Raw genomic sequence first — 12,289 nt, forward strand, 5'->3', positions numbered from 1 at the left:
TTCTTTTTGTGGTCCGTGAACCCGATGAGAGCCACATTACTTGCGGTGGGTGAGTCTGCGGTTAACTCGCATCAATTTTCAGAAGTACCGTTCGCGCACATAAATGGTGTCTCCTGGGCGGATAGGGTCCGAAATAGGAACACGTCCGTTTAGGATTTCACCATTCGTCTGACGGGTGATGTCGACGTCTTTTTGACGTGCGCGAGTGGAGAAGCCCCCAGCTGTGGCGATGGCATTCTGTGCGGTCATGCCGGCTACGTAGGAATACTGGCCCGGGTTTTGCACTTCGCCCATGATGAAGAATGGCCGGTAGGTAGTCACTTCTACGGAGACGTCCGGGTCACGCAGATAACCCTGCCGCAGCTTGCGTCCGATTTCCGCTGCCAGTTCGGCTTGGGTCTTGCCGCGGGCCTCCACGTTGCCGATCAATGGGAATGAAATTATCCCCGACTGATCAACGATGTAGTTGTTCGAAAGTGTGTCCTGCCCGAAAACAATCACACGCAGTTGGTCGCTTGATTCCAGCCGGTAGGCCTGGGTCAAGGTCTCATGAAACGCGGCGGGAGGCCGACGATAACCGCTACAGCCAGACAGTGCTGCTGCGAGAAGGCCGATCAGGATCCAGCGAAAGGGCATCATCTACTCCACTTGCAAGTTATGGCAAGATCTCAGGACATGGTTAATGGCTGGTGAAAGTCGGTAGAAAGAGAAAAGAGACATCGGAAAAAATCTGCTTGGAAAAATTAACGAGGCATCTGCGGGAACGTTACGGAGCTTAACGCATCGCTTACCCTAGTTTGACATAGTTCACGGTGAAGATCGTGGAGTGATTAAATGTCGAGTGATCGCGGGGCAGCTTCTGCCACAGATATGGCCCTGGATTTAAAGGGGCTTCTTAAGAGCATTGGACGATCGATGAGTTGGCTTTTGCCGCTCGTCGTCGTCGTGGCGGTCTCCGTCTGCGTCATGCTTCTGCTCAGTCCGAAGAAATATCGTGGCACGGCCCGTGTGCTGATCGAGAGCACAGACTATGGGCTGCCTGGTCGGGCGCGTGGCGCAGAGGAAGAACGCGCCATGCTGGATATGCAGGGCGTCGCCAGTCAGGTGCAGCTGCTGATGTCCGCGGATCTGGCGCAGCGGGTTTCCGAGCGTCTGGAACTTGCGGCCATTCCCGAGTTCAAGGCCGCTGGCTCCGGGGGGGTCTTCAACGGCATCCTGTCGATGGTTGGTCTGGGCAGCGAAGCGCAGGTGGATACGCAGGAAGAACGGGTTCTGAAGTCCTACTTCAAGAAGCTCAACGTCTACCGGGTCGAGGGTTCACGGGTCATCACGGTGGAGTTCAGCGCCGAGAATGCCAAGCTGTCGGCCAAGGTGGCAAACACCATCCTTGATGAGTATCTCGCTCTTCAGTCCGCAGCCAAGCGCCAGAGTACGGAAGTCGCGACATTATCTCTTCAGCCGCAGATCGTTGAATTGCGCAAGGACGTGCAGATGGCACGACAGGCTGTGGCTGACTTCCGGTCCAATGCCGATCTTCTTCTGGGCGCCGGTGATCAGACCCTCAGCCAGCAACGGCTGGTAGAGCTTGGCACATCTTATAATTCTGCACTTGCTGCGCGAGATGAAGCTCAGGCGAAAGCCAGTCAGGTGCGCGGACTTCTGACCTCCGGTGGCGCATTGGAAACCGCCACAGATGTGCTCAATTCACAATTGATCCAGCGCCTGCGCGAGCGGCAGGCCGAACTTCAGGCCAATGTGTCTGAGCAATCGATCACCTTGCTGCCGAACCATCCGCAGCTCAAGGCCTTGAAATCCCAGCTGGCAGACTACGACCGGCTTATTCGCGGTGAAGCACGGAAGATCCTTGCCGGCCTTGAGAGTGACGCGCGTGTTGCCGAACAACAGGCCGAAACATTGGGCGCGCGCCTGGATGAGCTGAAGCAGAAAGTCACCCGATCTAACGCCGATCAGGTACGTCTGGATGAACTTTCACGGGAAGCTGCAGCCAAGGAGCGTCAGCTCGACATTTTGGTTTCAAGCTACAGAGAAGCCGATTCCCGGCTGAAATCTCAGGTTTTGCCGGCTGATGCGCGGATTATATCGCGCGCGACCGTACCGCTCGAGCCTTATGCGCCCAAGATTGTCGCCTCCACCATCCTTGCTGCTGTCGCCACATTCGTCTTCGGCTGTGCCATTGTGATTGCAGGTGCATTTCTGTCCGGCAATGCGCTGTATGTTGTTGAGACGCGGCATACCCAAACAGTGCCGACGCAAACGCAATCGACACAGGCGCCAGAAGGGTATGCTGAGGCATTCGCTCCCTCGGCTGCAGGCTATGCCTATTCCGGTCTTACTCCGCAACCGACGGTCGTCATTCCGCAGGACGAGCGTCTTGAGGACGATCTTGATGAGGCGGAAGTCGGGGTGATCGAGGCAGAGCTCGGCGATAGCGCCAAGGAAGATTTGGATCTTGCCATCAGGGAAGAGACGCATTGGACCTTGGGTGAGAGCGTTGATGAGACTGTGCCCGATGCAGACACTGATCCGCTTGTTCTTTTGAGCGAAGACACTGTTGAAGATGACAATGGCACTGACGTTCCAGCCGAGACGCTCGCGGTTTACGACGATGTGGAAGCCGAGCTTTCTGATCTCGGCTATGGCCTGCGTGCCGGTCTTGACGAAAGCCACGATGCTCTGTCCGACTTTGTCGCTGAGATAGAAGAGGCTGCGGAGGCAGACGAGGCTTCGCCTGAGCAGACGCTTGTATCGGTTGCCGAACTGGCCGGGGTTGCGGCAGGAGCGGGAGCTGCTGACATTGCAGACTGGGAGGCCGATGAGGGCTCTCGCCAAGAGGCTTTGATTGGAGATCTGCAGGGGCTCATTGTCGTACTTTCCGTCGATAGTCCGGGCTTGTCCCATCGCTGCGCCTTCCATCTGGCCCGATGTGCTGCGGACCAGGGGCAGACTTCCTTGATGCTGGAAGTTTTTCCCGAGCAGAATGTACCGCAGGCGGCCAAAGGCTTTGCCGATCTCGTTGCCGGAGAAACCTCCTTCGCCAAGGTGATCTATGGCGATGCGAATTCTTCGGCGCATATCATCGAAGCGGGTTCCCAGGGCGTGACCGACGAGCTTGCCCGTGCGCCGCGGTTTGCGCAGACCCTTGAGGTAATCTCGGGAATGTACAAGACGGTGGTGATCGACCTTGGAGCCATTGACGGATCTCTGGCCAGCGTGCAGGTGCTGCGGCAGGCGCAGCGGGTGCTGCTGATGACCGAGGACGAGGACCTGGGGCCTGAGTTGGAAGGTGCGGCCAAGCTGCTTCGCCGCAACAGCCGTGCGCACGTCGAAGTCTTTGTTGAAGGCGATCTGCCTGAGGCAGTCGGTCGGGGCGCTCATCACGCTGCTTGAGCTAGGCTCTGGCTATCTTGAAAAAAAACACCGCAAGCAATCGCGGTGTTTTTTTGTTCCTGGCTGTTTGATGTCGAGCGAAAAAGGGCGTGGGGGATCAGCTCGCCTTTGCCCGCCAGCTGCGTGCTTTGCGAACCATGCTCCAAAGCTTCGGGTTGGATCTGATCATCGTCTTTGCCGCGGTGACAGCCGATTGCACTGCAAAACCCAGCCGTCCCTTGAAGCTCACTGGAAGAAAGAGGTCGCTCAGCAGCAAGGGGTCGGTCCACCCATGTTTGTAGCGTTCCTCGCCAAGACCCAGATCAAATACTGTGGCGTGGCCTTCTTCGCAGATATTGCGAATTAGGTCCTTGAGAAGCACGACACCGGGGCTCTTGTTCGTCAGGTCGTCATGGGCGATCGAATTGGTGTAGCCGACGACGCAGGCGTCATGGCGCAGGCACAGATAGGTTGCGCGAATCTTGTCTGCGGCATGGAGGCACCAAACCGTGAGCAAGGGGCTTGTGCTTTCTGCGGCCGTTCCCAGAGCGCTTTGTCGTGTCAAATTGCGTACAAAGGCCTGGGCTGTCTCACTCTCGAAGGCATTCGGGATGCCAGTCAGTTCAGCGCGTGTTTGTCGTTGCTCGAAAAAGACTGCGAGACCTTCGTTGATTTCTTCCGGTGTCTCGGCACAGTAAACACGGAAATCTCCACTCTCGTTCAGGGCCTTTTCCTTGCGCCGCAGCGAGCGGCGGGAAGTCTTGCCCATAGAGTTTTCATACATCACCTCAAACCCTTGAGACAGTTCCCCTCGGAACGTCGGATTCATACTCTTTTGCCGTGATGTGTAGGGCAGGGGAAGCGCTGTGCCTTCACTGACTGGCGGAACATTGCGCAGGTACATCAGGTCGACATTTGCCGCCTTGAGAACATTCAGGATCAACGGCTGGATGGCCCGGCGAATGTCTTCCGAAGAGAACTTTTCAAGCAGCTCTTTGTCCCACACGCCGGTGTTTTGGTTGGCATTGCTCTGGCTATAGAATTCGGCGATCTGCATACCCATCTGCGTCGTGAGACTTAGCGGAAGCAGCAGGACGGGCTTATTACCCGTAAAAATAGCAATAAAAAGTGGACGAGCATCGAGTTTGTAACCAAATGTATCAAGCCAACTCGAAATCCAGCCGGGAGACTGATACACAAAATCAAGTGTGCTGGGCATGGCGTGGTTTTCACCCCGCATGCTCTGGTAGAGCGCGCGGTAGGCGTTCAGGTCGGAAAGAACTTCGGCTCTGAAATCATTTGGGAAATTGGAGGCCATTGCCGGTAGCTACTACTCGCTGTTTTGCGGTGGGGCTGATCAGGGCGGAAATTGAGATTGTTGAACAATTATCTGGGCGTTTGGGCCGTCTGGATGAAAGTGAAACATAAGTCCGTCCGGCAGGATTTGATCCGGATTATTGCCAATAATTCTTAAAGAAATGGGTGTTTGGTAACGCGTGGGTTGCCGAGGTGTGGGGATTTCATGACAGCACGGCGGGAAGTATTCAAGCAGGCACTGGCGGTCCTCCATAAAACGGGAGTGAGCAAGGCTGTAGCCCCTGTGACGCAAGGGGTGGGGGCTATCTTCATGCTGCATCGCGTCTTGCCCGTTTCAGATGCTGCGTTTCAGCCGAACAAACACCTGGAGATCACGCCTGAGTTTCTGGAACACACCGTCGAGCGCATTCGCGAGAACGGCTATCAGATCATTTCTCTGGGAGAAGCCATCGATTTGTTGAAGTTGGGACATGGCATTGATCATGGCAGGGCGCGCTATGCGGTGCTGACGTTCGACGACGGCTTTCGCGACAACTTCGAGATTGCCTATCCGATTCTGAAACGCTTGCAGGCGCCGTTCACGATTTTCCTGGGCTCCGGGCTTCTCGATCGCACCACTGAGTTGTGGTGGGTGGCTCTGGAGCAGTTGGTTGCAAACCAGTCTTGCCTCGATCTATCAGGGCAGCCGCAGGCTCCGTCCGACACAATTGCCTGTGCCACCCTGGAGGACAAAGTCGCCGCCTTCAGCACGATCGTTCAATGGCTGACACAGGTTGTCAGTGAGACAGAGCAGCGCGAGATCATCCGCGCGTTGGCTGCGCGATACGATCTCGACCTTCCGGCTCTGGCGGACGAGCTGATGATGACCTGGGATGATGCGCGTGAGCTGGCGCAGGACCCTCTGGTGACACTTGGCGGTCATACCCACAGTCACTTCGCAGTCGCGCGTCTGGAGGCTGATGCGGCGGAAGCTGATATGGCTCTGGGCGTTCAGAGGATGGAAAAGGAGCTGGGTCGCCGTCCGAAACTCTTTGCTTATCCCTACGGATATCCGAGTGCGGTCAGCCCGCGAGACGGCGAGATTGCTGCCAAACTGGGGTTCCGCGCCTGCGTTACCACGACGCCGGGCGTGTTGCGCGCCAATCACGCCTCAGAGTTGATGCAGCTGCCGCGCGTGTCGCTCAATGGTGAATTTCAGGACGATTACATGATCGACCAATACCTGAGCGGGGCGCCCTTTGCGCTTTACGACACGGCAAAATGGGCCAAGTCGGGATTTGGAATCAAGGACGGGCTTTCCCGCCTTTTTCCATCCACCAAATAATAGCGCCTGCGGGGATGACCCACACCAGGCCGGCCACCGCATAATAGGCCAGACGCATGCCGGTTCCCGCGGTCTGCAGGCTCATGTCGCCAATCACCATGGCCACGAGCGCATAGGTGATGACGAATGTCACCAGAACGACCATGCCGATGAATTTGCGGAACGAAGGTACCATCAAAAAATCCTGAAACGTCTTGCCCGCGCAGATAAGCGCCGGTTTCGTGCTGCCCGTTGACGTTACCGCCCGACGAGGCCTTCAGCGCCGAAGTGTCGCAATTGGCAAGTGGCAGCTTGCCGCCTTGTCTATGCACCTATATCTCCCTGCGGTGAAGGTCAAATTCGGGATAATCCATGACAGTTTCCTCCGCTCCCATATCGGCATCAGCCGCACCCGGTCCAGCTATCGAACGAAACCGAAAATTCATCCGTTGGTGGCTCTACGGCATTTGCCTGCTGGTGCTGGCGATGGTTGTCGTTGGGGGGGCGACCCGCCTGACGGAATCCGGCCTGTCGATCACCGAATGGAAGCCGATCCACGGCGCCATTCCGCCGTTGAGCGTTGGCGAGTGGGAAGAAGAATTCGCCAAGTACCAGCAGATCCCCCAGTATGAAGTCGTCAACAAGGGGATGTCCCTGGACGAATTCAAGTTCATCTTCTGGTGGGAGTGGGGACACCGTCTGCTCGGCCGGTTCATTGGCGTTGCCTTCTTCATTCCGCTGGTCGGGTTCTGGGCCAAAGGCATGATTGAGCCCTGGCTGAAGCCGCGTCTGGTCATCGGGCTGGTTCTGGGCGGCCTGCAAGGCGGGCTCGGCTGGTATATGGTCGCCTCCGGGCTGGTCGACCGGATTGATGTCAGCCAGTACAGGCTGGCTGCCCACCTGACACTTGCCTGCGTGATCTTTGCTTATCTTTTCTGGATTGCCCGCCGGCTTGCCCCGCGCCAAGCGGCGACTGAGGCTGAAATGCACGGCCTGCGCGGCATCGGCACTGCGTTTCTCGCCCTCGTGTTTTTGCAGATCTTCCTTGGGGGTCTGGTGGCCGGGTTGAACGCCGGATTTACCTACAACACCTGGCCACTGATGGATGGGCAGATCATTCCCGCAGGTCTGCTCATCATGGATCCTGCCTGGAAGAACTTCTTTGAAAATGTTCTGACCGTACAGTTCCAGCATCGCGTGACAGCCTATCTGCTTGTGGCGGTCGCTGTGCTCCTGATGATTCAGTCGAAAAAAGTATCTGGGCGCAAGCTGGTGATGATGCCGGCACGCCATCTTGTTGGCTTTGTGTTTCTGCAGGTCGTTTTCGGCATCGGCACGCTGGTCATGCATGTGCCACTGCATCTCGCCTTGTGGCATCAGGCATTTGCCGTCATCGTGTTGGGAGCGGCGGTCGATTATCTTGCTGCCCTGAAAGGTCCTTATTCCTTACGGGTGTGAGGGTACTTGTCGTCCCGAAACAGTTAAGGTCCTGCATGCCATCTCCCCATTTGCTTCCTGACGATGCCGATGCACGCCGCTCCGTTGAGCCCGTCATCTGCTATCCGACCGATACACTGCCCAATGCTGATTTGCCGCTATATCTGGCGGCTCGTGCGGGCGCAGCAAAGGTGGGGGAGGTCGTTGTTGCTCCTAGGGATGCTGCCAGCATTGAGGTGCCAGCCGGCCATTTTCTGCGCGTCAGCAGCGTCGAGGGAGCGCAGGTCGGAGATTTGAACCTCTTTAACGCAGCAGATTTGACGGAGCGATTCTACTCTGGAAAAACACGCGCGCTGCACGGAACGCACGTCTCCACCGGGGATCAGCTCTGGTCGAACTTCCCAACACTGCGCCCCATGGCAACGGTTGTTGACGACACGCTCAACTGGTACGGGATTGATGAGTTCGGCGGGTCTGTCCACGATGTGATCGGCACCCGGTGCGACCCCTACACAGGGCAGGTTCTGGCAGGCAAGGATTATCACCATTGCTGTCATTCCAACCTGACGCGAGCCGTCGCTGAAGCACGAAATCTGCCGCTGTGGGAAGCTGAGGCTCAGGTCCATGACGTGCTGAATGTCTTCATGTGCACCGGATTTACCCGCGACACCGGCCAATATTTCATGAAAGCCAGCCCGGTGCGACCGGGCGACTATCTGGAAATGTTCGCCGAGATAGACCTGCTCGCCGTGTTGAGTGCGTGTCCGGGCGGAGATTGCAGTGCAGAGCACACCTCCGATGCTGCCGCTTGCTATCCGCTGCTGATGGAGGTCTTCAAGCCGACAAACAATGCGCTTGACGGGTGGTCCTCCCCGCCCGTCAACGCTTATGACCGAAGTCATGGGACGTAAGGGCTTTTTTCGTTCTACGGGCCAGGTATCCAGGTGGTCGTCGAGCCGCCATGGTTCATTACTTCGAACGTGGGTGGTGAGGCAGAGATCATTCTGAGGATGCTTCCAAGCCGCTCACCGACAGGCTTGAGCAGGCCGTCCCGCCGGATATAGGTTTTGATGCTGCACACCTGCATTCCACATTCCGGACTGAGAACCGGGGCGCCATTGCAGCTGATGCCGGAGTGATCGAGGATTAAATCGGTCCGTCCGTCGCCGTTCAAGTCGGCCTCAAAGATGCTGGTGGCATCCCAATTGCCGCCGCGATCTCCGCAGGCAGCCGAAATTTCCTGATCCATTAAATAAATCGTCGCGTTCGAGTAAGCGTATGCAGGCATGTGGGCAAAGCATAGCGGTGTAAAGCTGGCGGTGAGGGCAAACAGAAGAATTCTGGAGTTAGCAAAGTTCATCGAAAATTCCTTCTGGCTCGGAGAAGCTGCAGGTCGAAGCTTGACGTGTCAGCGCAGGGGCGACAAGTGGCTGCATTCTATCAACACCGAAGTGCCGACCTGTCGGCCCTTGAACGCGCTGAATTGTGGCTTAGGTGGAAGGCAGATCTTCTTATCCTCTTGACGCGGCACATCTGCCCTATAGAAGTCGCTCACCATACTCGCCGGGATCAAACTGCCGTCTTCATGGCAGCGCCTCGGATCAGGAAATCAACCCTGGAAAGGCTCCGCACGGATGGAAACGCCCTACTACCTTCTCGACAAGGCCAAGCTGAAGGCCAACATGGAAAAGATTGCCTGGCTGCGTGAGCATTCCGGCGCGAAATCCCTGTTGGCGCTGAAGTGCTTTGCCACTTGGTCGGTCTTCGATCTGATGGGAGAGTATATGGACGGTACGACATCGTCTTCGCTCTATGAGGTCAAACTGGGCTATCAGAAGTTCGGTGGCGAGACCCATGCCTATTCGGTCGCCTATGCTGACAATGAGATCGACGAGGTTTTGCAGAACTGCGACAAGATCCTCTTCAACTCAATCGGCCAGCTGAGCCGCTTTGACACCCAGTCAGCGGGCAAGGTCCGTGGACTGCGGGTCAATCCGGGCGTCTCGACCTCAGAGTTTGATCTGGCAGATCCTGCGCGCCCGTTCTCGCGACTGGGCGAGCACGATCCGGCTCTGATTGAGGCCGTTGCAGACAAGATCTCCGGCTTCATGTTCCACAACAATTGTGAGAACTCCGACTTTGGTCGCTTCGACGAGATGCTGAATCTGATTGAGAGTAAATTTGGCCATCTTATTGAAAAGATGGACTGGATCTCTCTTGGCGGCGGCATTCACTTTACTGGCGAGGGCTACCCGCTGGCGCAGCTGGCCGCGCGTCTGAAGCGCTTTTCCGAAACGTTTGGCGTTCAGGTCTATCTGGAACCGGGTGAAGCGGCGATCACCGGAACAGCGACCCTGGAAGTCACTGTGCTTGATACGCTGAACAACGGCAAGGATCTGGCCATCGTCGACAGCTCTATTGAAGCCCATATGCTGGATCTGCTGATCTACCGTGAACCTGCGAAGATTTCCCCAAACACCGGTCCACACAAAGTCATGGTGTGTGGGAAAAGCTGTTTGGCGGGCGATATTTTTGGCGAGTTCAGTTTCGAAAAGCCGGTCCGGCCGGGCGACCGCTTGTCCATCCGGGATGCAGCGGGTTACACAATGGTCAAGAAGAACTGGTTCAACGGCGTGAAGATGCCGGGCATTGCCATCAAGGAAGAGGATGGCACCATTCGACTGGTCCGCGCGTTCGGCTATGAGGACTATGTCTCAAGCTTGTCTTGATTGCAGAGTAGCACCTGTCCATCGCATCAAGGCGGTTAGCCGCCTTCGATGATCTAAATTCATCGCAATTCCGGGCCTGCGTGTGACCAGTTGAGGCCACGACAAGGGAATTGCTCCTGTTTCCTGCGGGGAGCTGATGGCCGGAATTGGCCCTCTGCCCGCGCTAACCGGAGGTTTGTCTTCCCATGAAGAAGAACGTGCTCATCATCGGCGCCGGCGGCGTCGCCCGCGTGGTGGCTCATAAATGCGCCCAGAACAACGACGTTCTTGGCGACATTCACATTGCATCGCGCACCAAGTCCAAGTGCGAGGCCATTGTCGCCAGCGTGCATGAAATGGGAAACATGAAGGCTGAGGGCCTTTTGGAATCACATGCGCTCGATGCGATGGACGTGGCGGCCACGGTCGCGCTGATCAAGCATACCGATACGCAGATCGTCATCAATGTCGGCACAGCCTTCCTCAACATGTCGGTGATGAGTGCCTGTATTGAAACAGGCACAGCCTATATCGATACCGCTATTCATGAAGAGCAGGACAAGATCTGCGAAACGCCGCCGTGGTACGCAAACTACGAGTGGCCGCGCAAGGCCGAGTGCGAAAAGGCCGGTGTGACTGCCATTCTCGGGGCCGGTTTTGATCCCGGCGTGGTCAACGCCTTCGCCCGTCTGGCCAAAGACGATTATGTCGATGACATCACTGACATCGATATTGTCGATATCAACGCTGGCAGCCACGGCAAGTATTTCGCCACCAACTTCGATCCGGAGATCAATTTCCGCGAGTTCACCGGGACCGTCTATTCCTGGCAGGACAGCCAGTGGAAAGAAAACGAGATGTTCGAGGTCGGCAAGGAGTACGACCTGCCGGTCGTAGGCAAACAGATGGCCTATATGTCCGGCCACGACGAAGTGCATTCGCTTGCCAAGAACATGGGCTCGCCCAATGTTCGCTTTTGGATGGGCTTCGGTGAGCACTACATCAACGTCTTCACCGTGCTGAAGAATATCGGCCTTCTGTCCGAGCAACCGGTGAAGCTGGCGAATGGCGACGAAGTGGTGCCGCTGAAGGTGGTCAAGGCGTGTCTGCCGGATCCGTCGTCCTTGGCGCCGAACTACACCGGCAAGACCTGCATCGGTGATTTCGTCAAGGGAACGAAGAACGGCAATCCGGCCGAGGTTTTCATCTATAACGTTGCCGACCATAAGGAAGCCTACGAGGAAGTCGGGTCTCAGGGCATCTCCTACACAGCCGGTGTTCCGCCGGTTGCTGCGGCGATCCTCGTGGCATCAGGCGAGTGGGATGTGAAAACCATGGCAAATGTCGAAGAGCTGCCACCCAAGCCATTTCTGCATATCCTTGGCCAAATCGGCCTGCCGACGTGCATTCGCGATGAGAATGGCGAGCGTCAACTGGATTTCTCCAAGTAAGCGAACTTCCCTTGCAATTTAAGACAGCCGTCGGTCGCTAGACCGGCGGCTTTTTTGTATGAGCCTTGCGAACGTGGAGAGTTTGAAATTCTTGAGGTTTTTCGATGTGCTGGTCTGGAGATTGAAAAATCTTCGGCTCGATCGTTAGATTTTTCTTGTGCTGCTGAATTAGTCGGCCTATAAAGCGCTCATCGATTTTGCTTTGCCGAACTTTGTTACCGCGCGTTCATTCGCGCACCGAACGATCTTCCCTATCAACTTCGACACTCTTGCATCGCTGGGCACACAGTCACGCGGGCATTCGCTCATCTTCGATTGAAAGGAAATCGTTATGGCTACTGGTACAGTTAAGTTCTTCAATTCCACTAAAGGCTTCGGCTTCATTCAGCCTGACGACGGCGCACCGGACGTTTTCGTCCACATCTCCGCTGTTGAACGCGCTGGCATGTTCGGCCTGAACGAAGGCGACAAGGTCTCTTTTGACGTTGTTAAAGACCGTCGTTCCGGCAAGTCCGCTGCAGACAACCTGCAGGCTGCCTAATACCGCATTTCCGTCTTGTGACCACGGATGTACTGGCACGAGATGTTGAGATGATTAAGAAGGCCGGGCGGCAACGCCCGGCCTTTTTGTTTGTTTAGTCCTTTGAGACGGACTGCTTCCGGACGAGATTGATTCCGCCACCGTC

11 protein-coding genes are annotated in these 12,289 nt (G+C 56.3%); 7 read left to right on the forward strand and 4 right to left on the reverse strand.

What is annotated here, in order from left to right; all coding sequences use genetic code 11:
• Positions 1 to 78: 78 nt before the first annotated feature.
• The gene (locus tag J0X15_RS12565) at positions 79 to 636 is read right to left on the reverse strand and encodes a polysaccharide biosynthesis/export family protein (protein ID WP_206941222.1); all 558 of its coding nucleotides are present in this window, start codon (positions 634 to 636) and stop codon (positions 79 to 81) included.
• Between the two features lie 279 nt (positions 637 to 915).
• Between J0X15_RS12565 and J0X15_RS12570 the strand changes: the two genes are divergently transcribed.
• The gene (locus tag J0X15_RS12570) at positions 916 to 3,408 is read left to right on the forward strand and encodes a GumC family protein (RefSeq protein ID WP_209015308.1); all 2,493 of its coding nucleotides are present in this window, start codon (positions 916 to 918) and stop codon (positions 3,406 to 3,408) included.
• A 97-nt stretch (positions 3,409 to 3,505) separates the two neighbouring features.
• Here the strand turns inward: J0X15_RS12570 and J0X15_RS12575 are convergent, their stop codons facing one another.
• Positions 3,506 to 4,705, reverse strand: coding sequence for a GNAT family N-acetyltransferase (locus J0X15_RS12575; RefSeq protein WP_206941226.1), 1,200 nt, complete (start codon positions 4,703 to 4,705; stop codon positions 3,506 to 3,508).
• Positions 4,706 to 4,966: 261 nt separating this feature from the next.
• Between J0X15_RS12575 and J0X15_RS12580 the strand changes: the two genes are divergently transcribed.
• Complete coding sequence (locus tag J0X15_RS12580; protein ID WP_209015309.1) at positions 4,967 to 6,028, forward strand: polysaccharide deacetylase family protein; 1,062 nt, start codon at positions 4,967 to 4,969, stop codon at positions 6,026 to 6,028.
• Here the strand turns inward: J0X15_RS12580 and J0X15_RS12585 are convergent.
• Positions 5,988 to 6,203, reverse strand: coding sequence for a DUF2842 domain-containing protein (locus tag J0X15_RS12585; RefSeq protein WP_206941230.1), 216 nt, complete (start codon positions 6,201 to 6,203; stop codon positions 5,988 to 5,990). The genes J0X15_RS12580 and J0X15_RS12585 overlap by 41 nt on opposite strands.
• A 176-nt stretch (positions 6,204 to 6,379) precedes the next feature.
• On the opposite strand from J0X15_RS12585, the gene J0X15_RS12590 reads away from it, so the two are divergent.
• Together J0X15_RS12590 and J0X15_RS12595 are read left to right on the forward strand one after the other, a co-directional pair.
• Complete coding sequence (locus tag J0X15_RS12590; protein ID WP_206941232.1) at positions 6,380 to 7,465, forward strand: COX15/CtaA family protein; 1,086 nt, start codon at positions 6,380 to 6,382, stop codon at positions 7,463 to 7,465.
• Between the two features lie 35 nt (positions 7,466 to 7,500).
• Positions 7,501 to 8,355: an urea carboxylase-associated family protein gene (locus tag J0X15_RS12595; protein ID WP_206941234.1), complete on the forward strand. Its 855-nt coding sequence runs from the start codon at positions 7,501 to 7,503 to the stop codon at positions 8,353 to 8,355.
• Positions 8,356 to 8,369: 14 nt separating this feature from the next.
• On the opposite strand, the gene J0X15_RS12600 is transcribed toward J0X15_RS12595, so the two are convergent.
• The gene (locus tag J0X15_RS12600) at positions 8,370 to 8,804 is read right to left on the reverse strand and encodes a hypothetical protein (RefSeq protein WP_206941236.1); all 435 of its coding nucleotides are present in this window, start codon (positions 8,802 to 8,804) and stop codon (positions 8,370 to 8,372) included.
• A 274-nt stretch (positions 8,805 to 9,078) separates the two neighbouring features.
• Here J0X15_RS12600 and nspC point away from each other — a divergent pair, with 274 nt between their 5' ends.
• The 3 genes from nspC to J0X15_RS12615 all read left to right on the forward strand — a co-directional run bounded on the left by nspC (position 9,079) and on the right by J0X15_RS12615 (position 12,144).
• A complete protein-coding gene (gene nspC, locus J0X15_RS12605; RefSeq protein ID WP_206941238.1) occupies positions 9,079 to 10,173 on the forward strand; it encodes a carboxynorspermidine decarboxylase in 1,095 nt (364 codons plus the stop codon).
• A gap of 185 nt (positions 10,174 to 10,358) precedes the next feature.
• A complete protein-coding gene (locus J0X15_RS12610) occupies positions 10,359 to 11,603 on the forward strand; it encodes a saccharopine dehydrogenase family protein (protein WP_206941240.1) in 1,245 nt (414 codons plus the stop codon).
• Positions 11,604 to 11,934: 331 nt separating this feature from the next.
• Entirely contained in the window at positions 11,935 to 12,144 is a 210-nt protein-coding gene (locus tag J0X15_RS12615; RefSeq protein WP_206941242.1) for a cold-shock protein, read from the forward strand.
• The last annotated feature ends 145 nt before the right edge of the window (positions 12,145 to 12,289 follow it).

The sequence above is a fragment of the Roseibium limicola genome, assembly GCF_017313085.1.
GTDB lineage: Bacteria > Pseudomonadota > Alphaproteobacteria > Rhizobiales > Stappiaceae > Roseibium > Roseibium limicola.